Here is a 22,580-nt window from a genome sequence, read left to right as displayed (position 1 = left end):
GCATGCCCTCTCTCGACCTCGACCCCGAAGGCTATCTGCGCGATCTTTCCCAATGGAGCCCGGAGGTCGCCCAGCAACTGGCGCTCAAGGAAGGCATCGAACTGACCGAGCGCCATTGGCAGGTACTGCAGGCGCTGCGAGATTTCTATGCCCAATTCCAGCTGTCGCCGGCCAACCGGCCGCTGATCAAGTACATTGCCCAGACGTTGGGCCCGGAACTGGGCACCAGCCTGCAACTCAATCTGCTGTTCAAGGGGGCGCCGGCCAAGCTCGGCGCCAAACTTGCCGGCCTGCCGAAACCGGACAATTGCCTATGACCCTCACCACGCCCGAAGAACATCCCTTCGCCGTCTATGTCCGGGCCCTGGGCAAGGGCAAGCGCGGCGCCCGCAGTCTGACCGAAGTCGAGGCCGAAGCCGCCATGGGCCTGATCCTCGATGGCCAGGTCGAAGACGTTCAGCTCGGCGCCTTCCTCATGTTGCTCCGGCACAAGGAAGAGAGCGCCGAAGAGCTGGCCGGCTTCACCCGCGCCGTGCGGGCGCGGCTCGAGCGCCCGAATTTCGCCGTCGATCTCGACTGGCCTTCCTACGCCGGCAAGAAGCGCCACCTGCCCTGGTACCTGCTGGCCGTGAAGTGCCTGGCGGGTAGTGGCGTACGCGTCGTCATGCACGGCGGCGGTACTCATACGGCGGGGCGGCTTTACACCGAGCAATGCCTGACAGACCTCGGCCTACAGACGGCCCAGGACTGGCAAAGCGTCGGCGCCCTGCTCGACCAAGGCCAGCCGGCCTTCCTGCCGCTGGCGGCCTGGATGCCGCAACTACAGCGGATGATCGACCTCAAGGCCCAGCTCGGCCTGCGCTCGCCGATCCATTCGCTGGTCAGGCTGCTCAATCCCAGCGGCGCCCGCTGCATCCTGCAGAGCATCTTCCACCCGGGCTACCAGGAGGTACATCGCGAGGCCAGCCGCCTGCTGGGCGACGACAGCATCGTGATCAAGGGTGAAGGCGGCGAGGTTGAGCGGAATCCCGACGTCATCGCCCATCTCTATGGCACCCGCGGCGGTGAAGCCTGGGACGAGAGCTGGCCGGCGCTGACCGAGCGTCGCCAGGTCAAGCCCGAGCAGCTCGACCCTGCCCTGCTGGCCGCCACCTGGTGTGGCGAGGCAGAGGATGCCTATGGACGCCTGGCAGTGATTGCCACCCTGGTCGTAGCCTTGCGCGCCCTCGGACAGGACCAAGCAAGCGCCCAAAGCGCCGCCGAACGCCTCTGGGAAGCCCGTGAGCGCACGCTCTGACCGAGCGACAGGAACCCCGGCCCTGGCCAGGGTTCCTAAACCCATCGCAACGAGGATGACGACATGGGTTTATTGGTCGATGGGCAGTGGCAGGACCGTTGGTACGACAATGGCGAGGACGGCCATTTCAAGCGTGAAGAGGCCCAGCGCCGCGACTGGATCGCGCGCTCGGGGCAGTCCGTCCCGGAAGGTGCCAAGCGCTACCCGCCAGAAGCCGGCCGTTACCACCTCTACGTCTCTCTCGCCTGCCCCTGGGCCCACCGCACCCTGATCTATCGCAAGCTCAAGGGCCTGGAGAACCTGATCGGCGTCTCGGTGGTGAGCTGGCTGATGCGGGAACAGGGCTGGACCTTCGATCCGGCTCACGGCTCCACGGGCGACGATCTCTATCACCTTGAGCGCCTCTACCAGCTCTATCAGCGCGACCAGGTCGACTACACCGGCCGAGTGACGGTGCCGGTGCTTTGGGATCGCCAGGAGGAGCGCATCGTCAGCAACGAATCCGCCGAGATCATCCGCATGTTCAATGGCGCCTTCGATGAGCTCACCGGCAACCGCCTGGATCTCTACCCGGAGGCCCTGCGCGATCGCATCGACGCCCTCAACGACCGTATCTATCCGACGGTCAACAACGGCGTCTACCGGGCCGGCTTCGCCACCACCCAGGAGGCCTACGAAGAGGCGTTCGCCGAGGTCTTCGCCACCCTCGACGACCTGGAAAAATTGCTGCAGACCCACCGCTATCTCACCGGCGAATGGCTGACCGAAGCCGACTGGCGCCTGTTCACCACCCTGATTCGCTTCGACGCCGTCTACCATGGCCACTTCAAGTGCAACCTGCGGCGCATTCGCGACTATCCAGCGCTACAGGGCTGGTTGCGCGAACTCTACCAGTGGCCAGGTATCGCCGAGACCGTGGACTTCCAGCACATCAAGCACCACTACTACGGCAGCCATGCCCAGATCAATCCGACCGGCATCGTGCCCAAGGGGCCAGCCTTGGAGCTGGATCTGCCCCACAGCCGAGACGCCCTGCAGGGCGTCGGCATCCAGGGATCGGCCTGAACGATCAGGCCGTCGTCTGAGCGCCTTCGAACCAGGCCAGCTTTTCTCGTAGCGCGACCACTTCGCCGACGATCACCAACGTCGGTGCATGAACCTCATGCTGGGCGACCAACTGCGGCAGATCCTGCAGGGTTCCGGTGAATACCCGCTGATTGCTGGTGGTGCCCTGCTGCACCAGGGCAGCCGGCGTTGCCGGATTCTTGCCATGGGCGACGAGCTGCTCGCAAATGGTCGGCAGCCCCACCAGGCCCATGTAGAACACCAGGGTCTGTCCCGGAGCCACCAGATCGGTCCAGGGCAAATCGGCCGAACCGTCCTTGAGATGGCCGGTGACGAAACGTACCGACTGGGCATGGTCACGGTGGGTCAAGGGAATGCCGGCATAGGCCGCGCAACCGCTAGCCGCGGTGATGCCCGGCACCACCTGGAAGGGGATGCCTTCGGCCGCCAGCTCCTCGATCTCTTCGCCACCCCGACCGAAGATGAAGGGATCGCCGCCCTTGAGTCGCAGGACGCGCTTGCCCTCCCGGGCCAGCTTGACCAGCAGGCGATTGAGATCTTCCTGGGGCACAGCATGCTCAGCGCGGCGCTTGCCGACATAGATGCGATCGGCATCGCGCCGGCACATGTCGAGGATGGTTGGGGCCACCAAGCGATCGTAGAGCACCACGTCGGCCTGCTGCATCAGGCGCAGGGCGCGAAAGGTCAGCAGGTCCGGATCACCGGGGCCGGCACCAACCAGATAGACCTCACCGCGAAAGGTTTCCCCTTCGCTGGTCAACTTGGCTTCCAGCAGCTTTTCAGCCGCCTGAGGCTGGCCAGAGAACACCTTCTCGGCAACCTCGCCCTGGAACACCTCTTCCCAGAAGATACGCCGCGCCTGGATGTCGGCGAAGCGCGCCTTGACCCGAGCACGGAAGCGCTGGGCCAGCTGTGCCAACTGCCCATAGGTCGCCGGAATCCAGCTTTCCAGCTTGGCCCGCACCAGCCGCGCCAGCACCGGGGCGTCGCCACCGCTGGAAATGGCGATCACCAGCGGCGAACGATCGACGATGGCGGGGAAGATCACGGTGCACAGCTTGGGCGCATCCACCGCGTTGACCGGCAGCCCCAGCGCCTGGGCGTCGTGGGATACCGTTTCGTTGACCTCGTCATCGTCGGTAGCGGCGATCACCAGGCAATGCCCGGCGAGCAGATCCGCTGCGTAGCGTTGGACCCGGCAACTGCCACCCTTCGCCTCGACGAAGGCGCGCACCTCCGGCTCGATCTCCGGCGCCACCAGGGTGATGCGGGCGCCAGCCTCGGCCAGCAGCACGCTCTTGCGCAGGGCGATGTCGCCGCCGCCGATCACCAGCACAGGGCGGCCGTCGAGCTTGTGGAAGAGCGGCAGGTAATCCATCAGCCGATGACCTCGATCCCACCCATGTAGGGCTTGAGCACTTCGGGTACGCGGATGCTGCCATCGGCCTGCTGGTAGTTCTCCAGCACGGCGACCAGGGTACGACCCACGGCCAGACCGGAACCGTTGAGGGTGTGCACCAGCTCGGGCTTGCCCTCGGCGTTGCGATAGCGCGCCTGCATGCGGCGCGCCTGGAAGTCACCGCAGTTGGAGCAGGACGAGATCTCACGGTACTTGCCCTGGCTCGGCACCCAGACCTCCAGGTCGTAGGTCTTGGTAGCGCCGAAGCCCATGTCGCCGGTGCACAGCGACAGCACCCGATAGGGCAGTTCCAGACGCTGCAGGACGGTCTCGGCGTGGCCGGTCAGTTCTTCCAGCGCCTGGAAGGAGGTGCTCGGCTCGACGATATGGACCATCTCCACCTTGTCGAACTGATGCTGGCGGATCATGCCGCGGGTGTCGCGACCCGAGGCACCGGCTTCGCTGCGGAAGCAAGGCGTGTGGGCGGTGAATTTCAACGGCAGGCGCTTGGCGTCGAGTATCTGACCAGCCACCAGGTTGGTCAGGGTGACCTCGGCGGTAGGGATCAGGTAGAGATCGCTCTCCCCTTCGCGACCGATCTTGAACAGGTCTTCCTCGAACTTGGGCAGCTGGCCAGTACCCTGGAGGGTTTCGGCCTGCACCAGGTAGGGGGTGTAGGCCTCTTCGTAGCCGTGCTCACCGGTGTGCAGGTTGAGCATGAACTGCGCCAGGGCACGATGCAGGCGCGCGATGGGCCCACGCATCACGGCGAAGCGGGCGCCGGAGAAACGCGCGGCGGTTTCGAAGTCCAGCCAGCCATGGGTCTCGCCCAGGGCGACGTGGTCCTTGATCTCGAAGTCGAACTCGCGCGGGGTACCCCAGCGGCGCACCTCGACGTTGTCGTCTTCGTCCTTGCCGACCGGCACCGAGGCATCGGGCAGGTTGGGCAGGCCCAGCAACAGGGCGTCCAGTTCGCCCTGGACACTGTCCAGCTCGCGCTTGGCTTCTTCCAGCTCGCTGCCCATCCGATCGACCTCGGCCAGCAGCGGCGCGATGTCCTCACCGCGCGCCTTGGCCTGGCCGATCCCCTTGGAGCGGGCGTTACGCTCGGCCTGCAGGGTCTCGGTGCGGGTCTGCACCTCCTTGCGACGAGCTTCCAGCGACTCCACCAGGCTGACGTCGAGGACGTAGCCGCGGGTCGCCAGACGTGCGGCCACCTCCTGGGTTTGGGTGCGAACCAGTTTCGAATCAAGCATGTCCGTGTCTCTTGCTTAGGAATGGGGGCAGCAGCGCGGGCGAAGGGTCAGGAGCGCCGCCGGCGCTGGCGCGGGCTGGATCGGTCGAGATCCGCCAGGTGCTGCAGTTTATCGCGGATCTTCAGCTCCAGCCCACGGGGAACCGGCTCATAGTAGCGGCGCGGCTCGAGATCATCCGGAAAGTAGTCCTCGCCCGCGGCATAGGCTTCCGGCTCGTCGTGGGCGTAGCGGTACTCGTCGCCGTAGCCAAGGTTCTTCATCAGCTTGGTCGGCGCATTGCGCAGGTGCAGCGGCACCTCGCGCGAGCCATTCTGGCGCACATCGGCCAGGGCGGCCTTGTAGCCCATATAGACGGCATTGCTCTTGGGCGCGCAGGCCAGATAGACCAGCGCCTGGGCGATGGCCAACTCGCCTTCGGGGCTGCCCAGGCGCTCCTGGACATCCCAGGCATCCAGGCACAGGCTCAGGGCGCGGGGATCAGCATTGCCGATGTCCTCACTGGCCATGCGCACCACACGCCGCGCGATGTACAGCGGATCGCAGCCGCCGTCGATCATCCGCGCGAACCAGTAGAGCGCGCCATCGGGACTCGAACCCCGCACCGACTTGTGCAGGGCGGATATCTGGTCATAGAAGGCCTCGCCGCCCTTGTCGAAGCGGCGACGCTGATCGCCCAGCAGACTCTGGAACAGCTCGGCGTCCAGGGCGCCGCCGTCCTCGGCTAGGTCCGCAGCGTTCTCCAGCAGGTTGAGCAGGCGCCGGCCATCGCCGTCGGCGGCGGCCAGCAGCAGCGTCAGGGCGTCGTCGGGCAGGCTGAGGTGACGCTCGCCCAAGCCCTTGGCGCTGGTCAGGGCACGGCGCGCCAAGCCGCCGAGGGCCTCGTCGTCCAGGCTCTTGAGTACATAGACCCGCGCCCGCGACAGCAGCGCATTGTTCAATTCGAAGGAAGGATTCTCGGTAGTCGCCCCGATGAAGATCAGGGTGCCGTCCTCGACATAGGGCAGGAAGGCATCCTGCTGCGACTTGTTGAAGCGATGCACCTCGTCGACGAAGAGAATGGTGCGGCGGCGATACTGGGCGGCCTGTTGCTTGGCCACCTCCACCGCATGGCGGATCTCCTTGACCCCGGAGAGCACCGCCGAGAGGGTTTCGAAGTGGGCATCGGAGACCTGGGCCAGCAACCGTGCCAGGGTGGTCTTGCCCACGCCCGGCGGTCCCCAGAAGATCATCGAGTGCAGCGCGCCCTGCTCCAGGGCCTCGCGCAGGGGCTTGCCGCGGGCCAGCAGGTGCTGCTGGCCCGCGTACTCATCGAGGGTCTCGGGACGCATGCGGGCAGCCAAGGGCTGCCCGACGGGTGCGGCGCTGAAGAGATCCATGGGGTGCTGTCACTCCTGGATGACGTCGGCTCCCTTGGGCACCTGGAAGGTGAACTGGGACGCGGCCACCGGCTCGTTGAGCTTGACGTTGAAGAAGAGGATGTTGGTGCGCTGCCCGGCGCCATCGATCAATTGCATGTCGTTGATCACGCCGTTGCGGAAGGACAACCGCAGGCTGTCGAACAGACTGTCCTTGGTCTTGGGCTTGAGCACGAAGTCGACGACGTTGCCGGCGTCCTTGCTGGTGACGTCGAAGCTGCTCTCGATCTTGGAGATATCACCCGACAGCAGCAGCGCCGGCGTCTGGGTCAGGCGCAGGTCCAGCTTGCGGATGGTGACCTGTTCCAGGTCCGGGTCGTACAGCCAGACCTGCTTGCCGTCCGACACCAGCAGTTGCTCCTGGGGCGCGTCGGAGTGCCAGCGGAACAAGCCAGGGCGCTTCAGGCTCATGTTGCCCGCGGTTTCCTGCAGGCGGGTGCCTGAGCCATCCAGGGTCAGCTGCGAGAAACGAGCGGTCAGGGTCTGGGCCTTGTCCAGCAGTTCAGACAGTCGACTCACCGAGGCCTGGTCGGCATGGGCGGAAAGGCTCACGGCCGCCAGGGCAGCCAGGGCGAAACAACGCAGCTTGTGCATCGAGGTCCTCATGGAATGTCAGTCTCTCACCGGCGCAGGCGCTATGACCTCGCGCGAGCCGTTGGTGTTCATGGGCGATACGACACCGGCCATTTCCATGGTTTCGATCATGCGTGCCGCCCGGTTGTAACCGATCTTGAGCTTGCGCTGGACCGCGGAGATGGAGGCCCGGCGACTCTCGGTGACGAAGCGTACCGCTTCGTCATAGAGCGGATCATCCTCGTCGCTCTCCCCGCCTTCGCCACCGCCGCCTTCGAAGCCTGCACCGCCGCCCTCGTCCGGACCACTGAGGATGTCTTCGATGTAGTCGGGTGCGCCACGCTCCTTCCAGGCCTCGACGACCCGATGGACCTCGTCGTCGGAAACGAAGGCGCCATGGACACGAATCGGCAGGCCGGTTCCCGGCGGCAGATAGAGCATGTCACCGTGACCGAGCAGCTGTTCGGCACCGCCCTGGTCGAGAATGGTCCGGGAGTCGATCTTGCTGGACACCTGGAAGGCCATGCGGGTGGGAATGTTGGCCTTGATCAGGCCGGTGATGACGTCCACCGAGGGCCGCTGGGTCGCCAGGATCAGGTGAATACCCGCCGCCCGCGCCTTCTGCGCGATCCGTGCGATCAGCTCTTCCACCTTCTTGCCGACGATCATCATCATGTCGGCGAATTCGTCCACCACCACCACGATGGTCGGCAGCGTCTTCAGCAAGGGTGCCTCGTCGTCCATGCTCTCGCGACGATAGAGCGGATCGGTCAGCGGGGCACCGGCTTCCTCGGCGTCCTTCACCTTGCGATTGAAGCCGGCGAGGTTCCGTACACCCATCGCAGCCATCAGTTTGTAGCGCCGTTCCATCTCCGCCACGCTCCAGCGCAGGGCGTTGGCGGCTTCCTTCATGTCGGTGACCACCGGACAGAGCAGGTGCGGAATACCCTCGTAGATCGAGAGCTCCAGCATCTTGGGATCGATCATGATCAGTCGCGCGTCTTCCGGGCTCGACTTGAACAGGATCGACAGCAGCATGGCGTTCACGCCCACCGACTTACCGGAGCCCGTGGTGCCGGCCACCAGGAGGTGCGGCATCTTGGCCAGGTCGGTGATGACCGGTTTGCCGCCGATGTCGTGACCCAGCGCCAGGGTGACCGGCGACTTGGCCGCCGCGTACTCCACGGATTCGAGCACCTCGGAGAAGCGCACGATCTGGCGGTCCTCGTTGGGAATCTCGATACCGACGGTGGTCTTGCCCGGAATGACTTCCACCACCCGCACGCTGAACACCGCGAGCGAACGCGCCAGGTCCTTGGCCAGGTTGGAGATACGGCTGACCTTGACGCCCGCCGCCGGCTGGATCTCGAAGCGGGTGATGACCGGACCGGGATGGACGCTTTCCACGGTCACCTCGACGCCGAACTCCTTGAGCTTGACCTCCAGCAGCCGCGACATGTTCTCGAGGAATTCCGGCGAGTAGCTCTGCTGTTTCTTCTCGGCGCGATCCAGGATCGACAGTGGCGGTATGGTTCCTTCCAGATCGGCGTCCACCCGTACCACCGCCGCGGGTGCCGCAGCAGGCAGGGGTGCGCTCTTGCGTGGCGGGGGTGCGGGCATGGCCACGCTGGCCGCAGCGACGGGAGCAGCGGCCACCGGCGCGGGTGTGGCTGTCTCGGCGACAACACGGCTGGGTGCCGGCATCTCGATGCGCGGCGCGGCGCGTTCCACTCGCGGCGGCGGAGCGATGTCGAGCAGATCGTCCAGATCCTCATCGGCGACGGGCACTGGGGTCTCACGGGTCCTCGGCTTGCGCGCGAGCGGCGGTGCGACCGCCTCCGGCTCATCGAAGGCGTCCAGCGCTGGCGCCGCGCGGCGGCCCCCGGCCAGACGACTGAAGCCACCCTGCACCAGGTCCAACAGGTCCAGCACGACCTTGCCGGTGAAATCCATCACCTTGAACCACGACAGGTCGGTGAACACCGTCAGGCCCAGCAGGAACAGCGCCAGGAACAGCAGCGTGCTGCCCTGGACGTTGAGCGCCGTGACCGACAGCTGACCGAGACTTTCGCCGAGGGCACCGCCAGCGGACGCCGGCAGGCCGGCAGCCGCATGGAAATGGATGTAGGCCAGTACCGAACCGGAGATCACCAGCAATACCAGGCCAGTGAGCCGCCAGGAGAACAGCCAGCCGCTCCACTCCCAGTGCAGATGCCGCTTACGGAAGATCTGCCAGGTCTTGACCGCCAGCAACACCGGGAAAACGAAAGCGAAATAGCCCAGCGCCATGAACAGCACGTCGGCCAGCCAGGCGCCGGCGCGGCCTGCGGTGTTGTGAACCTGATCGATGCGGCTGGTGTGGGTCCAACCCGGATCGGAGGGGTCGTAGCTCAGCAGAGCCATGAGCAGATAGAGACACAAGGCGGCCAGCGCGATGAGCACCACCTCCTTGAGACGATAATGCAGGTGCTCACGCCAATGATTGACGTGGCTGGCAGAACTGGATTGCTTCAAGCGCGCTTTTCCCGCACACGGAACGTGTGACCGTGAATCAAAAACAGTGCGCCATTCTAGATCGCCCGGGCCCGGGTTCTACAGTCCCGAGACGAAACATGGCACGATAGCGGACGGCAGTACCGGAACCGCCTTCAGGCACAACATTGGAGCATTCTTTCGTTGTCCTGACAAAGAGTTATGACGATTTCTTGAGCCTGATACGCACTCGTCCCGTCCCTTTCGCCCCACGCATCAGAAGGCGCCCTCCCCTACCATGGTGAAATGGCTGACCCGTGAAAGCCCCGACTTCCCACCGCTGGAGGTGGCCCTGCGCGAACCCAACGGGCTGCTGGCCATCGGCGGCGACCTGAGCGCGGCGCGCCTGGTCAAGGCCTATCGACACGGCTGCTTTCCCTGGTATCAGGCCGGCCAACCCATCCTCTGGTGGTCTCCCGATCCGCGCACGGTGCTTTTCCCACCCGACCTGCACGTCTCCCGCAGCCTGGCGAAGACCCTGCGCAAGACCGAGCTGCGCGTGACCTACGACCAGGCCTTCGACCAGGTCATCGAGGCCTGCGCCGGTCCTCGGCGCGATGCGGACGGCACCTGGATCACCGCACCGATGCGTCTGGCCTATCGTGAGCTGCACGCCCAGGGCTGGGCGCACTCCGTGGAAGTCTGGGACGGCGAACGCCTGGTCGGCGGCCTCTATGGCATCGCCATGGGCAAGCTGTTCTTCGGCGAATCCATGTTCAGTCAGGTGGACAACGCCTCCAAGATAGGTTTCGTCACCCTGGTGAAGGATCTCGCCGCCTGGGGCTTCGTGCTGGTCGACTGCCAGATGCCGACCGCACATCTGGCCAGCCTGGGTGCCAGCAGTCTGTCCCGGGAACGCTTTGCCGATTACCTGGCCAAATACGTCGACGAGGCCAGCACGGCCGCCTGGCCTACCTTTCCCGGGTGACTTACACTCAAGCCAGGCTTATGTAGAGGTTCGACATGACCGAGCTGGCGAGACTCAAGTTTTACGCAACCCAGCCTCACGCTTGCAGTTACCTGCCCAATGAGCAGGCGACTACGCTGTTCCTCGACCCCTCGCAGCCCATGAACGGCCAGATCTACGCCGAGCTTTCCGAGCTGGGCTTCCGACGCAGTGGCGATCACCTGTATCGCCCGCACTGCCAACTCTGCAAGGCCTGCGTCCCGGCGCGCATCCCCGTCGCGCGCTTCCGCCCCAGTCGCAAGCAGAATCGCGTCCTCAAGCGTAACCTCGATATCAAGGTCACTCGCTGTGACCCTGGCTTCACCGAGGAACGCTACCAGCTCTATGCCCGCTACATCAGCGAGCGGCACGCCGACGGCGACATGTTTCCGCCGAGTCGCGGCCAGTTCTCCACGTTCCTAGTCAGCAACCTGCCCTACGCCTTCTTCTACGAGATGCGCGCGGAGGATCGTCTGATCGGTATCGCCGTCACCGACGTGCTGCCCAACGGCATGTCGGCGGTCTATACCTTCTACGATCCCAGCGAAGAGAAGCGCAGCCTCGGTGTCTTCGGCATCCTCTGGCAGATCGCCGAAACCCGCCGCCTGGGATTGGATGCCGTGTATCTCGGTTATTGGATCAAAGGGTGTCGCAAGATGTCCTACAAAACCGAGTATCGCCCCATCGAGCTGTTCGTCAATCAGCGCTGGGTCGCCCTGGCCTGACGAAATAGCGCTTTTTCTGAATTTCTGTCAGAATATGGGCCTTTTTCGCCCGGACTGCTCTGGGCCAATCTTTGTCACCGAGGGCTTTTCTACATATGTCGAAAGAAGACAGCTTCGAAATGGAAGGTACTGTCGTCGACACCCTGCCCAACACCATGTTTCGCGTGGAGTTGGAAAATGGGCACGTCGTCACCGCGCACATCTCCGGAAAAATGCGTAAGAACTACATCCGCATCCTGACCGGCGACAAGGTTCGCGTGGAGCTGACGCCTTACGATCTCAGCAAAGGCCGGATCACCTACCGCGCCCGCTAAGCGAATCCTTTCATGAAAAAGCCCGGCAACGCCGGGCTTTTTCATGTCCAGGTGTGAAACCTGCCCTTAGGCAGGTTCCGCCGTGGTCTCGAACTCGAACTCCAGCTCGCCATCCACTGCATCGATGTGCACGATGCCACCGTGGTCGGCCAGCTCCCCGAACAGGATCTGCTCGGCCAGGGGCCGCTTGATCTTGTCCTGGATGAGTCGCGCCATGGGCCGAGCACCCATCTGCACGTCATAGCCACGCTCCGCCAGCCAGCCGCGGGCCGCATCGCTGACCTCGAGCTGCACACGCTTGTCCTCGAGTTGCGCCTGGAGTTCGGTGAGGAACTTGTCGACGATGCTCTTGATGACTTCGGTGCTCAGGCGGCCGAACTGGATGATGGTGTCCAGACGGTTGCGGAACTCCGGCGTGAAGCTCTTCTTGATGACTTCCATGGCATCGGTGGTGTGGTCCTGCAGCGTGAAGCCGATGGAGGCACGGGATGCGGTTTCGGCACCGGCGTTGGTGGTCAGGATCAGGATGACGTTGCGGAAATCGGCCTTGCGACCGTTGTTGTCCGTCAGGGTGCCGTGGTCCATGACCTGCAACAGCAGGTTGAACACCTCGGGGTGGGCCTTCTCGATCTCGTCGAGCAGCAGCACGCAGTGCGGCGTCTTGGTGATGGCCTCGGTCAACAGACCACCCTGGTCGAAGCCGACATAGCCGGGAGGAGCACCGATCAACCGGGATACGGTGTGGCGCTCCATGTACTCGGACATGTCGAAGCGCACCAGCTCCACACCCATGGCCTTGGCCAGTTGCCGAGCCACCTCGGTCTTGCCCACGCCGGTGGGACCGGCGAAGAGGAAGGAACCGACCGGCTTGTCCGGCGATTTCAAACCGGCACGGGAAAGCTTGATGGCGGTGGACAGTGATTCGATGGCCAGATCCTGACCGAAGACCGTCAGCTTGAGATCGCGCTCCAAATTACGCAGCAGTTCCTTGTCGGAGCTGTTAACGGTTTTCGGGGGAATCCGCGCGATTTTGGCGACGATGTCTTCAACCTGCTGGACGTCGATACGCTCGGCACGACGATCCTCGGGCTGCAGGCGCTGGTAGGCGCCGGCCTCGTCAATGACGTCGATAGCCTTGTCGGGCATGTGCCGGTCGTTGATGTAGCGGGCTGCCAGCTCGGCAGCGGCGCGCAACGCCTCGTCGGTGTACTCGATATGGTGGTGCTGCTCGAAGCGCCCCTTGAGGCCCCGTAGTATGCCGTAGGTGTCATCCACCGACGGTTCGACCACGTCGACCTTCTGGAAGCGCCGCGCCAGGGCCCTGTCCTTCTCGAAGATGCCGCGGAATTCCTGGAAGGTGGTGGAGCCGATGCAACGGATCTCGCCGGACGACAGCAAGGGCTTGAGCAGGTTGGAGGCGTCCATGACGCCACCCGAAGCCGCACCAGCCCCGATGATGGTGTGGATCTCGTCGATGAAGAGCACCGCATGGGGCCTCTTCTTCAACTCGGCGAGCAGAGCCTTGAATCTCTTTTCGAAGTCACCGCGGTACTTGGTACCAGCCAGCAAGGCGCCGAGATCCAAGGAGTAGACAACGCTGTCAGCCAGCAGGTCGGGCACCTGGCCATCGACGATGCGCTTGGCCAGGCCTTCGGCGATGGCGGTCTTGCCCACGCCGGCTTCGCCCACCAACAGCGGGTTGTTCTTGCGGCGACGCGCCAGAATCTGGGCGACGCGCTCGACTTCGTTTTCCCGACCGACCAGCGGATCGATACGGCCCTGGCGAGCCTGCTCGTTCAGGTTGCTGGCGTAGGCTTCGAGCGGATTGTTGGAGGAGCTGGGCTCGGCGCCCTCTTCCTCGGCGGCATCCTGGTCCTGCTCGGCTTCGGGCGCTGCACCGGGGACCTTGGAAATGCCATGGGCGATGAAGTTGACGACGTCGATCCGCGCCACGCTCTGCTGCTTGAGCAGGAACACCGCCTGGCTTTCCTGCTCGCTGAAGATGGCAACCAGCACGTTGGCACCGGTGACTTCGCGCTTGCCGGAGCTCTGCACGTGGAAGACGGCGCGCTGTAGCACGCGCTGGAAGCCGAGAGTCGGCTGGGTCTCGCGCTCGTCATCCTGCTGTGGGATGAGTGGGGTGGTGGAATCTATGAATTCCAACAGATCGCGGCGCAGGCGATCGATGTTGGCGCCGCAAGCTCTCAAGACGGTGGCGGCGGCTTCATTGTCCAGCAGCGCCAGCAGGAGGTGCTCAACGGTCATGAATTCATGACGCTTCGTCCTCGCCTCCTTGAAGGCGAGATTCAGGGTGACTTCGAGCTCACGATTCAACATAGCTTCACCTCATAGCCCAAGCAGCACAGTAGCCCAAGCAGCACAGATCAACTTTCGATTTCGATTTCGCACAGCAGCGGGTGGTTGCACTCCCTCGCATATTGATTGACTTGCATGGCCTTGGTTTCAGCTACGTCACGAGTAAATGTTCCGCAGACCGCCTTTCCCTGAGTATGCACGGTAAGCATCACCTGGGTAGCCGCTTCGCGGTTCATGCTGAAGTAGCGTTCCAACACCTCGACGACGAATTCCATGGGGGTGTAGTCATCGTTATACATCAGAACGCGATATCTGGCTGGCCGTTTTAATGCAGGTTTTGCCTCCTGCACCGCCAGGCCACCTTGGTCGCTGTCCTGTTGATCGTTGTCGTCCGCCGCCAGTCGGATGGGGTCGATTGCACGCATTCTGATCGATTCCGAATTACGGGATGAATAGCAGGAAAAAAAGAGCTTGATCCACGTCTCAGCCACCCGTTGCCTTACCTTGACTAAGACTGAAAGGGTGTTACAAACATCCTGTACCCGACGGGGTACCAAGGGTTCCGTCGTAGTGGCGCCTGTGTGGATTCACTGGAACTGTAGTCGAATGATACTCCAGGCTTGGAGTCCTTTGCAGAGGGAGCCGGTATGCTCAGTGGCAAGGTCAAATGGTTCAACAACGCCAAAGGATATGGCTTCATCGTTGCAGAAAACAGTGATGAAGACCTATTCGCTCATTACTCGGCCATTCAAATGGACGGTTACCGCACACTGAAGGCGGGCCAGGCGGTCAACTTCAACATCGTCCAGGGGCCCAAGGGCTTGCATGCCGTCGAGATACGTCCGGCAGAGGTGAGCGTGGCCGCCCCCACACCTACCACCGGCACCGTCGACGTGCGCGACACGATCAGTACGGAAGCCTGATCTCACGCCCCTCCGGGGGCGCCATCCCCTCCCTGCTCTTCCCGCCTTCCTTCGCCGTGCCCCAGATCGCGCTCCGGGAACAGCCGGTCCCGGACCAGGTTCTTCAACGTGCGGGCGTCCGGAAAGCCGCCATCCCTCTTGCGCTCCCAGAGCAGCTCATCGCCGCAGGCGATCTCGAACACGCCTCCGCTACCCGGCAGCAGGGTGACGCCACCCAAGTCGGTACCGAAGGTGCTCAGCAGTTCCTGAGCCAGCCAACCGGAACGGAGCAGCCACTGGCACTGGGTGCAGTACTGGATGGTGATGATGGGTTTGACGTCGATCACGGTGCACCCCTGAAACCTTGGCTCCCTATAATACGCAGCCCTCGATCCCGTCCGCCATGTGGTCCGACCTATGCGACTGTTGCTGCTGGTAGCCTGTTTTCTCCTGCCCGCCCTGTGTTGGAGTGCCGAGCCGCCCAAGGTGGGCCTGGTGCTGTCCGGCGGCGCGGCGCGGGGTCTGGCGCACATCGGCGTGCTCAAGGCCCTGGAAGAACAAGGCATCCAGGTCGACGCCATCGCGGGTACCAGCATGGGCGCGGTGATTGGCGGCCTCTATGCCGCCGGCTACAGCGCCGAGGAGCTGGAGCGCATCGCCCTGGAGATGGACTGGGCGCAGGTCCTGTCGGACCAGCCGCCGCGCAAGGACGTGCCGTTCCGGCGCAAGCAGGATGACCGCGACTTCCTGGTGAAGCAGAAGCTCAGCTTCCGCGACGACGGCACCCTGGGCCTGCCCATCGGGGTACTCCAGGGCCAGAACCTCGGAATGATGCTGGAAAAGTTGTTCGTCCATACCAGCGATACCCGGGATTTCAACCAGTTGGCCATCCCCTTCCGCGCCGTGGCGACCGATATCACCACCGGTGAGAAGGTGGTCTTCGACCATGGCCATCTGCCGCGCGCCATTCGCGCCAGCATGTCGATCCCGGCGGTATTCGCTCCGGTGGAGATCGACGGGCGCCTGCTGGTGGATGGCGGCATGGTCGATAACATTCCCATCGATGTGGCACGCGCCATGGGCGCGCAACGGGTCGTGGTGGTGGACATCGGTACCCCCCTGCTCAAGCGCAAGGACCTGACCACGGTACTGGACGTGCTCAACCAATCCACCACCCTGATGACCCGCAACAATTCCGAGGCCCAGCTGGCCACCCTGGGCAAGGGCGATCTGCTCATCCAGCCACCACTGGCGAGCTATACCAGCGCCGACTTCTCGGAGGTGCGGGCGCTGATCGATGCGGGCTATCGCGCCACCATGGCCATGGCCGGCGAACTGGCCACCCTGCGCCGGGAACCGCGGGACGGGCGCGCCTCGGCGGTAGCAGCGTCCCGCCTGCCCGACAGTCGCACGCCAGTCATCGACGCCATTCGCATCGAGAACGACTCCAAGGTGGAGGACGAGGTGATCCGCCAGTACATCCGGCAGCGCCTGGGCGAACCCCTGAACGTCGACCGCCTGCAGGACGACATGAGCACCCTCTACGGCCTGGACTACTTCGACCAGGTGGAATACCGGGTGCGCCGCGACGGTCCGGGTGACAACGTGCTGGTGATCTCCGCCCGGGGCAAACGCAGCGGCACGGACTTCCTGCGACTTGGCCTCAACCTATCCGACGACCTGCGCGGCGACAGTACCTTCAACTTCGGCGCCAGCTACCGCATCAACGGTCTGAACCGCCTGGGCGGCGAATGGCTGACGCGGATGCAGATCGGCGATCACCAGGAACTCTACAGCGAGTTCTATCAGCCCCTCGACGTGGGCTCACGCTATTTCATCGCCCCCTACATCGGCGGCGAGGCACGCAACATCGAGCAACTGGAGGGCAATAGCCCTATCGCCGAGTACCGCCGCGAACGTTATGGCTTCGGCTTGAACCTGGGCCGTCAGATCGGCAACAAGGCCGAGGTGCGCTTCGGCATCGGCCACGACTGGGGCAGCACCAAGGTCCATGTCGGACCGCGGGAAACGCCGGAGGAAACCTTCACCGAGGGCTTCTACGAGCTGCGTTATTCCTTCGACGACCTGGACGACCTGAACTTCCCTCGCGAAGGCCTGGAGCTGGCACTGACGCTCAAGCAGTTCGACCCCACCCTGGGCTCGGACTCCCGCTACCGTCAGCTGGACCTGCATCTGAACAAGGCCTTCAGTTATGGCTACGATACCTTCGTCCTCGGCGGCGGCCTGGGTCGCACCCTTTCGACCGACAGCGATACCAACGTGGTGACCAGCAGCTTCCTGCTGGGTGGCGCCTGGCAGCTTTCCGGCTACCGGCAGGACGCGCTCTCGGGGCAGAACTACGGCCTCGCCCGTCTCGTCTACTATCACCAGCTCACCCAGCGCTCGCTGTTTCCGCTGGACACTCCGGTCTACCTGGGTGGCAGCCTGGAGCAGGGACGGATCTGGAACAGAGACGACGACTACGACAGCGGCAACATCAGCGCCGCCAGCCTGTTCCTCGGTCTGGACACGCCGCTGGGACCGCTCAAGTTCACCTATGGCCTGAGCGATCAAGGCGAGCACGCCTTCTATATCAACCTGGGCAACAGCTTCTGAGCCGGACCTACCGATCCGCACACGCAAGCGACCGCTTGGCGCGCGCGTATTTCACGCCAAGCGGTCGAGGGACGTTCGGATACCCCTGCGGGGCTAGCGAGCCTCTCAGGCGAGGCGCGACAAGAGGATCTCGGCGCGCTCGCGCTGGCTGTCGGTGCCCTCGCTGACGATTTCCTGCAACAGCGAGGCCGCCTGGTGGACGTTGCCCTGATCGAGGCAAGCTTCCGCTTCGGCGAAGCGACGGGCGATGTCGTCGGCCATGAAGTGCTCGTCGAGACTCAGGTCCAGCTCGAAGACCGCCGGCAATTCGCCCAGGCCTTCGGGAAAATCGTCCTGCACCACCACGTCGGTGGCGCCGACCGGCTTCCAGCCGGAATCGGCATCCAGCTCCTCGGTGAGGGCGATGGCCTCGTCCAGGCTCAGATCGGCCAGATCCAGATCGTAGTGTTCCTCGCTCACCGGTGCCGGTTGCGCCGGCTCCTGGAACTGCAATTCGGCGGACCATTCGTTAGCCGGGGCATCGAAGTCGGGTAGTTCCAGGTCGTCGTCCTCGAGTTCCTCCACTGGCGAGGCGGACATTCCGGGAAACTGAGCATGGAGGACGGCGAGACTGGCCGCTGCCCCGCCGAGGGCGAGGAAGCGCTGTTCGTGCTGGTTGAACGCCTGGGCCTCGCCCAGGGTGGCGAGCACGCGTAGCAGCAGCAGGCGCAGATCCTGGCGGCGCTCGTCTTCGGCGAGACCGCTTTCCAGCACCTCCCGTGCCTGACCGTAGCGGCCGTAGGCGATATAGATCTCCGCGCGCCCGGCGTGGTCGTCGACCGGTGCCGGCGGCGTGGCGGCGGCGACCTTGGGTCGCAGGGAGTCGGCCTGGGTCGCCACCAGTACCGGCGCAGGAAGCGGCTCGGCAGGTTGGGCGTCCTCCTCCTCGGCGACTACCACGACTTCTTCGGTGCGTCGACGGCGCCACCAGAGCACGCCCGCTAACGCCAGAACGGCCGCGGAACCCCCCAGCACCAGGGAGCGCAGGGAAAACAGCCCCTCGTCTTCGGCAGTACCCACCACCGCAGGCGCAGTGGCGGTCGCCTGGGCCGGCGGCGCCGCGGACGAGACGGGCGCGGCGGCTGGGACCGCCGGCACCAGGGCGACCGAACGCGCCTGCTTGAGCTGCTGTTGCAGGCCATCGCGCTCCTGCTGCAGCTGGGCGATGAGCGCTTCCTTCTGCTCCAGCAGGGTGTCGTAGCGCGACTGCAGCTGGTTGAGCTGGCCTTCCAGATCCCCTACCTGACGGCCCAGGTCCTGGGTGACGAGTAGCGGCTTGGCATCTTCGCCGGTTCCGGCAGGCGGGGGCGCAGCTGCGGCAGCGCTGGGCTCGCTGGTGGCCGGTGCGGGTGCCGCGGGCGGAGCTGAGGCAGGCTGAGGCACGCTGGCGACCGGCGCGGCCGCCAGTGGCGGCGTTGCCACCGGGGCAGGAGCGGGTCTGGGTGCGGCCTTGGCCGCAACGGGTTGCTCGGCTGCGGGCTCGCTGACGCCAGCCGGCAGGCGCAGGGTCTGGCCGGCCTTGAGCCGCCGCGGATCGTTGTTGGAAAAGGATGCGGGGTTGAGGGCGAACAGATCGGCCATCAATTGCTCGGCCGAACGATTGGCCATGGGTCCCAGCCGCTTGGCGATGCTCCAGAGGGTGTCCCTGGGACGGGTCTGATAGATCCCGGCACCAGCGGTGAGGCCAGGCGTAGGCGCGAGCCCGGATGGCTGGGGCGCGGCCGGGGTCTTCGGCGGCGTCGGCTTGGTAGACTGCGCCGGATTGCGGGTCGGCGCAGCGGCGCGGGCCGGTGCGGTGCTGGCCACGCTGGTGGGCGCACCGCCACTGCGCGGCGGATCGACCAGCAGGGTGAATTCGCGCAACTGCTTGCCGCCGGGTTGCTCCAGCTGAACGATGAAGCCCAGATAGGGTTCGATCAACGAGCGCCGCGAGGTGACCTCGATATAGCTACCGGCCGCGGTACGCAGGTGGGGGGTGAAGACCAGATCGTCCATGAACTGGGTACGATCGACACCGGCGCGAGCGAAGGCATCGTTGGGCGCCAGATGGATATGGAAGTCTCCGGGCTCGGCATCGCCGATGTTGACCAGCTCGATCCGTGCGCGCAGGGGTTCGTTGAGCGAAGACTGCAGGGTGATACCACCGAGACCGAGCGCCAGAGCCGCTTGAGGAGTAGTGGTCAGCATCGCGGCCGACAGGGTGAACAAGGCAAGGGGACGGCGTTTCGCGACCATGGATACCGCTGCGTCAGGTATTCGAGGAAACCGGTGTTTTAGCGCGGTGGCTCACAAAAATCGCCCCCGCTACGCTGGAACGTAGCATCGATACCGACAGACGGCAAACCACCGGTCGTGAACGAAAAATGACGTCCTGCCCGGGGTAGCGCGTCAGACCCGGTGCCAGACGCCCTGTCCCGCACCGGCGGATGGGATAAGCGGTTGCGCGGAGGCTTGGCGTGCCGCCGAGCGGCGGTCAGCCGCGCTCCAGGTTGGCGAGCACGCGCTGGTGTACCTGCTGGCAAATGGCGATCTCTTCGTCGTCCAGGCCACTGAGCAATTCCTTGCGCAGGGCTTCGGCGATGGTCTCGATCTTCTCGATCAGCGGACCGGCCTCCTGGGTCAACATGATGCGCTTGGCACGGCGGTCTTCAGTGACCGCCAGCCGCTTTACCAGGCCTTGTTTCTCCAGACCGTCGAGCAGACGCGCCAGGGTCGGCCCCTCGATGCTGATGCTCTGGGCCAGCTCTCGTTGGGTCGGCTGGACGCCTTTCATCCGCGCCAGGTTCAGCAACACCTGCCAGCGCGCCTGGGACAGCCCCAGGTGACTCAGACGACGGTCGAGCTCTGCCCGCCAAGCACGGGAGACATGGAAGATCTGGCGGCCGAACAGGTGTGGATCGGTAGTCATTCAGGCTAAACCTTGTACTTGGATTTTCTCATTATTCTGGTTGAAGGCACGCCGGGGCAACCGGCGCGCCTCGCTAGTCGGCCAATTCCGCCTGCAGCGCGGCCCGCACACAGTAGAGCGCGCCGACCGCTACCCGTCCCTGGAAGCGGGTGGCGACCTGGGCTACGAGCGGCAATTCGCCCTCGTCTTCAAGGAAGGCATCCTGGATTTCCGCGAGCAAGTCTTCAGGCAGGTCCAAGGCTTGTTCCAGAGCGATCTGCTGCTGGGCGATGGCTTCGGCCAATAGTGCATAGACATTCTTTTCCGAGCAATTGAGTTGACGCGCGGCCTGCTCGGGCGTCATGCCGGCGCGCACCAGGGTCAGGACCTCGTGACGGACGTCGACCACTGGCGCCGGCGCGGCAGTGCCGCCCGTCAGGGCATCGAGGAAGGCCTGACCGTAGCGTTCGAGCTTGCGCGCACCGACACCGCTCACCCGGCTCATCTCGTCGAGGGAGCGCGGCTGGCTCCGCAGCATCTCCAGCAGGGTGGCGTCGGGGAAGATGACGTAGGGCGGGACCGAATGCTCTTCGGCCAGCTTGCGCCGGAGCGTCCGCAATGCCTCCCATAGCTCGCGCTCGTCGGCGCGTACCAGTTGGCTGGCGGCGCTGGCGGAAGAGCCGCTGCTGCTACCCCGGCCGCGCTGGGGCTTGGGATCACGGCGCAATTGGATGCTGACCTCGCCACGCAGCAGCGGGCGGCAGCTCTCGGTCAGGCGCAGGCCGCCGAAGCCGTCGACATCCACCTCGGCCAGGCCACGGGCGACCAATTGGCGGAACAGGGTGCGCCATTCGTCTTCGCCACGCGCCTTGCCCAGGCCGAACACGGCCAGGCGCTGATGGCCAAGGCTGGTGATTTTCTCGGTCTCGCGACCGAGCAGGATGTCGACCAGGTGCCCTACCCCATAGCGCTGACCGCTGCGGTAGATGGCCGACAACGCCTGGCGCGCGGGTTCGGTGGCGTCCCAGGTCTCGACGGTATCGATGCAGTTGTCGCAATGGCCGCAAGGCTGGGGCAGATGTTCGTCGAAATAGGCCAGCAGTACCTGGCGGCGGCAGCGGGTTTCCTCGCAGAGCGCCAGCATGGCTTCGAGCTTGTGGCGCTCGATGCGCTTGTGTCGCTCGTCGCCCTCGGAACTCTGCATCATCTGCCGCAACAGCAGCACGTCCTGCAGACCGTAGGCCATCCAGGCATCGGCCGGCAGGCCGTCACGACCGGCGCGACCGGTTTCCTGGTAGTAGGCCTCCAGGCTCTTGGGCAGGTCGAGGTGGGCGACGAAGCGGACGTTCGGCTTGTCGATGCCCATGCCGAAGGCGATGGTGGCGACCATGATCAGCCCTTCCTCGTTAAGGAAGCGCTTCTGGTTGGCGGCGCGCACCTCGTTGGGCAGACCGGCGTGATAGGGCAAGGCCGGGAAGCCCTGGGCGCTGAGTTGCTCGGCGACCTCCTCCACCTTCTTGCGCGACATGCAGTAGACGATGCCGGCATCGCCGCGCCGTTCGGCGAGAAAGGCCAGCAGCTGCTTGCGCGGCGCCTCCTTGGGCACGATGCGGTAGAAGATGTTGGGACGATCGAAGCTGGAGAGAAAGCGCTCGGCCTGCTCCAGGTGCAGCCGGGTGGCCATTTCCTCGCGGGTACGGGAATCGGCGGTGGCGGTGAGCGCCAGGCGCGGCACCCCGGGGAAGTGTTCGGCCAGTTGCCCGAGCTGCATGTATTCCGGGCGGAAGTCATGGCCCCACTGGGAGACGCAGTGGGCCTCGTCGATGGCGAACAGGGCGATCGGCAGGCGCTTGAGGAAGTCCAGCATGCGCGGCTGGACCAGGCGTTCCGGCGCGAGATAGAGCAGCTTGATTTCGCCCCTCTCCAGCTGCGCGGCGACGGATCTCTGCTGTTCGCCGGTCATGGTGGAGTTGAGTGCGGTCGCTGACACCCCGAGTTCCAGGAGGGTAGCGACCTGGTCGTCCATCAGGGCGATCAGCGGCGAGACCACCACGGCCACACCGGGTCGCAGCAAGGCTGGCACCTGGTAGCAGAGGGACTTGCCACCGCCGGTGGGCATCAGCACCAGCGCATCGCCACCGTTCGCCACGCGCTCGATGATCCGGGCCTGGTTGCCCCGGAAGGCATCGTAGCCGAAGACGTCTTTTAGGATGCGCAGCGCGGGTTCTGACATGAAACCTCCTCGAATGGAACGGGCATTATACGGATGCCGGGCTC

19 protein-coding genes are annotated in these 22,580 nt (G+C 64.6%); 8 read left to right on the top strand and 11 right to left on the bottom strand.

Translation table 11 applies throughout. From position 1 onward, the window contains the following. Positions 1–2 precede the first annotated feature (2 nt). From QZ471_RS01050 to QZ471_RS01040, 3 genes are all read left to right on the top strand, one after another. A complete protein-coding gene (locus QZ471_RS01050; protein ID WP_295460453.1) occupies positions 3–317 on the top strand; it encodes a TusE/DsrC/DsvC family sulfur relay protein in 315 nt (104 codons plus the stop codon). Continuing rightward, positions 314–1,297: a glycosyl transferase family protein gene (locus QZ471_RS01045; RefSeq protein ID WP_295460452.1), complete on the top strand. Its 984-nt coding sequence runs from the start codon at positions 314–316 to the stop codon at positions 1,295–1,297. Before QZ471_RS01050 ends, QZ471_RS01045 begins: the two co-directional genes overlap by 4 nt. Before the next feature lie 63 nt (positions 1,298–1,360). Further along, the gene (locus QZ471_RS01040; RefSeq protein ID WP_295460451.1) at positions 1,361–2,362 is read left to right on the top strand and encodes a glutathione S-transferase family protein; all 1,002 of its coding nucleotides are present in this window, start codon (positions 1,361–1,363) and stop codon (positions 2,360–2,362) included. 4 nt (positions 2,363–2,366) lie between these two features. Here QZ471_RS01040 and cysG read toward each other — a convergent pair whose 3' ends face one another. The 5 genes from cysG to QZ471_RS01015 are packed head-to-tail and all read right to left on the bottom strand — an operon-like array spanning position 2,367 to position 9,540. Next, complete coding sequence (gene cysG, locus QZ471_RS01035) at positions 2,367–3,761, bottom strand: siroheme synthase CysG (RefSeq protein WP_295460450.1); 1,395 nt, start codon at positions 3,759–3,761, stop codon at positions 2,367–2,369. Then, positions 3,761–5,038 (bottom strand): serine--tRNA ligase, encoded by a 1,278-nt coding sequence (gene serS / locus QZ471_RS01030; RefSeq protein WP_295460448.1) that lies wholly within the window; start codon positions 5,036–5,038, stop codon positions 3,761–3,763. Before serS ends, cysG begins: the two co-directional genes overlap by 1 nt. Positions 5,039–5,085: 47 nt before the next feature. After that, positions 5,086–6,414, bottom strand: a complete 1,329-nt coding sequence (locus QZ471_RS01025) for a replication-associated recombination protein A (protein ID WP_295460447.1) — start codon at positions 6,412–6,414, stop codon at positions 5,086–5,088. A gap of 9 nt (positions 6,415–6,423) precedes the next feature. Then, positions 6,424–7,047 (bottom strand): outer membrane lipoprotein chaperone LolA, encoded by a 624-nt coding sequence (lolA, locus tag QZ471_RS01020; RefSeq protein ID WP_295460446.1) that lies wholly within the window; start codon positions 7,045–7,047, stop codon positions 6,424–6,426. An 18-nt stretch (positions 7,048–7,065) separates the two neighbouring features. Beyond that, entirely contained in the window at positions 7,066–9,540 is a 2,475-nt protein-coding gene (locus QZ471_RS01015; RefSeq protein WP_295460445.1) for a DNA translocase FtsK, read from the bottom strand. Positions 9,541–9,796: 256 nt separating this feature from the next. On the opposite strand from QZ471_RS01015, the gene aat reads away from it, so the two are divergent. From aat to infA, 3 genes are all read left to right on the top strand, one after another. Continuing rightward, complete coding sequence (gene aat / locus QZ471_RS01010) at positions 9,797–10,486, top strand: leucyl/phenylalanyl-tRNA--protein transferase (RefSeq protein ID WP_295460444.1); 690 nt, start codon at positions 9,797–9,799, stop codon at positions 10,484–10,486. Positions 10,487–10,521: 35 nt separating this feature from the next. Then, positions 10,522–11,229, top strand: a complete 708-nt coding sequence (locus QZ471_RS01005) for an arginyltransferase (RefSeq protein ID WP_295460442.1) — start codon at positions 10,522–10,524, stop codon at positions 11,227–11,229. Positions 11,230–11,324: 95 nt separating this feature from the next. Then, positions 11,325–11,543, top strand: coding sequence for a translation initiation factor IF-1 (gene infA / locus QZ471_RS01000; RefSeq protein WP_002553999.1), 219 nt, complete (start codon positions 11,325–11,327; stop codon positions 11,541–11,543). A 66-nt stretch (positions 11,544–11,609) separates the two neighbouring features. On the opposite strand, the gene clpA is transcribed toward infA, so the two are convergent. Continuing rightward, positions 11,610–13,880, bottom strand: a complete 2,271-nt coding sequence (gene clpA / locus QZ471_RS00995; RefSeq protein ID WP_295460417.1) for an ATP-dependent Clp protease ATP-binding subunit ClpA — start codon at positions 13,878–13,880, stop codon at positions 11,610–11,612. Between the two features lie 47 nt (positions 13,881–13,927). Continuing rightward, entirely contained in the window at positions 13,928–14,284 is a 357-nt protein-coding gene (gene clpS / locus QZ471_RS00990) for an ATP-dependent Clp protease adapter ClpS (protein ID WP_295460416.1), read from the bottom strand. Between the two features lie 222 nt (positions 14,285–14,506). On the opposite strand from clpS, the gene cspD reads away from it, so the two are divergent. Continuing rightward, positions 14,507–14,782 carry a cold shock domain-containing protein CspD gene (cspD, locus tag QZ471_RS00985; protein WP_295460415.1) on the top strand — a complete coding sequence of 92 codons (276 nt, stop codon included), beginning with the start codon at positions 14,507–14,509 and terminating at the stop codon, positions 14,780–14,782. Between the two features lie 2 nt (positions 14,783–14,784). On the opposite strand, the gene QZ471_RS00980 is transcribed toward cspD, so the two are convergent. Beyond that, entirely contained in the window at positions 14,785–15,108 is a 324-nt protein-coding gene (locus tag QZ471_RS00980; protein WP_295460414.1) for a SelT/SelW/SelH family protein, read from the bottom strand. A gap of 70 nt (positions 15,109–15,178) precedes the next feature. On the opposite strand from QZ471_RS00980, the gene QZ471_RS00975 reads away from it, so the two are divergent. Continuing rightward, the gene (locus QZ471_RS00975) at positions 15,179–17,377 is read left to right on the top strand and encodes a patatin-like phospholipase family protein (protein ID WP_295460413.1); all 2,199 of its coding nucleotides are present in this window, start codon (positions 15,179–15,181) and stop codon (positions 17,375–17,377) included. Positions 17,378–17,482: 105 nt separating this feature from the next. Here the strand turns inward: QZ471_RS00975 and QZ471_RS00970 are convergent, their stop codons facing one another. The 3 genes from QZ471_RS00970 to recQ form a co-directional block, all read right to left on the bottom strand. Beyond that, complete coding sequence (locus QZ471_RS00970) at positions 17,483–19,651, bottom strand: FimV/HubP family polar landmark protein (RefSeq protein ID WP_295460412.1); 2,169 nt, start codon at positions 19,649–19,651, stop codon at positions 17,483–17,485. 238 nt (positions 19,652–19,889) lie between these two features. Then, positions 19,890–20,324, bottom strand: a complete 435-nt coding sequence (locus tag QZ471_RS00965; RefSeq protein WP_017641756.1) for a MarR family transcriptional regulator — start codon at positions 20,322–20,324, stop codon at positions 19,890–19,892. Between the two features lie 73 nt (positions 20,325–20,397). Next, on the bottom strand, positions 20,398–22,536 hold the full coding sequence (gene recQ / locus QZ471_RS00960; RefSeq protein WP_295460411.1) for a DNA helicase RecQ: 2,139 nt from the start codon (positions 22,534–22,536) through the stop codon (positions 20,398–20,400). Between the last annotated feature and the right edge of the window lie 44 nt (positions 22,537–22,580).

It is taken from the genome of uncultured Pseudomonas sp. (assembly GCF_913774235.1).
In the GTDB taxonomy this organism is placed as follows: domain Bacteria; phylum Pseudomonadota; class Gammaproteobacteria; order Pseudomonadales; family Pseudomonadaceae; genus Chryseomonas.
The sequence above is the reverse complement of the archived record's forward strand: the minus strand, read 5'-3'. Positions and strand labels throughout refer to the sequence as shown.

What these genes read in the sequence shown, in the direction of transcription:
- QZ471_RS01050 (WP_295460453.1), top strand. Translation starts at nt 3, where the DNA reads ATGCCCTCTCTCGACCTCGACCCCGAAGGCTATCTGCGCGATCTTTCC.
- QZ471_RS01045 (WP_295460452.1), top strand. Translation starts at nt 314, where the DNA reads ATGACCCTCACCACGCCCGAAGAACATCCCTTCGCCGTCTATGTCCGG.
- QZ471_RS01040 (WP_295460451.1), top strand. Translation starts at nt 1,361, where the DNA reads ATGGGTTTATTGGTCGATGGGCAGTGGCAGGACCGTTGGTACGACAAT.
- cysG (WP_295460450.1), bottom strand. Translation starts at nt 3,761, where the DNA reads ATGGATTACCTGCCGCTCTTCCACAAGCTCGACGGCCGCCCTGTGCTG.
- serS (WP_295460448.1), bottom strand. Translation starts at nt 5,038, where the DNA reads ATGCTTGATTCGAAACTGGTTCGCACCCAAACCCAGGAGGTGGCCGCA.
- QZ471_RS01025 (WP_295460447.1), bottom strand. Translation starts at nt 6,414, where the DNA reads ATGGATCTCTTCAGCGCCGCACCCGTCGGGCAGCCCTTGGCTGCCCGC.
- lolA (WP_295460446.1), bottom strand. Translation starts at nt 7,047, where the DNA reads ATGCACAAGCTGCGTTGTTTCGCCCTGGCTGCCCTGGCGGCCGTGAGC.
- aat (WP_295460444.1), top strand. Translation starts at nt 9,797, where the DNA reads ATGGTGAAATGGCTGACCCGTGAAAGCCCCGACTTCCCACCGCTGGAG.
- QZ471_RS01005 (WP_295460442.1), top strand. Translation starts at nt 10,522, where the DNA reads ATGACCGAGCTGGCGAGACTCAAGTTTTACGCAACCCAGCCTCACGCT.
- infA (WP_002553999.1), top strand. Translation starts at nt 11,325, where the DNA reads ATGTCGAAAGAAGACAGCTTCGAAATGGAAGGTACTGTCGTCGACACC.
- clpA (WP_295460417.1), bottom strand. Translation starts at nt 13,880, where the DNA reads ATGTTGAATCGTGAGCTCGAAGTCACCCTGAATCTCGCCTTCAAGGAG.
- clpS (WP_295460416.1), bottom strand. Translation starts at nt 14,284, where the DNA reads ATGCGTGCAATCGACCCCATCCGACTGGCGGCGGACGACAACGATCAA.
- cspD (WP_295460415.1), top strand. Translation starts at nt 14,507, where the DNA reads ATGCTCAGTGGCAAGGTCAAATGGTTCAACAACGCCAAAGGATATGGC.
- QZ471_RS00975 (WP_295460413.1), top strand. Translation starts at nt 15,179, where the DNA reads ATGCGACTGTTGCTGCTGGTAGCCTGTTTTCTCCTGCCCGCCCTGTGT.
- QZ471_RS00970 (WP_295460412.1), bottom strand. Translation starts at nt 19,651, where the DNA reads ATGGTCGCGAAACGCCGTCCCCTTGCCTTGTTCACCCTGTCGGCCGCG.
- QZ471_RS00965 (WP_017641756.1), bottom strand. Translation starts at nt 20,324, where the DNA reads ATGACTACCGATCCACACCTGTTCGGCCGCCAGATCTTCCATGTCTCC.
- recQ (WP_295460411.1), bottom strand. Translation starts at nt 22,536, where the DNA reads ATGTCAGAACCCGCGCTGCGCATCCTAAAAGACGTCTTCGGCTACGAT.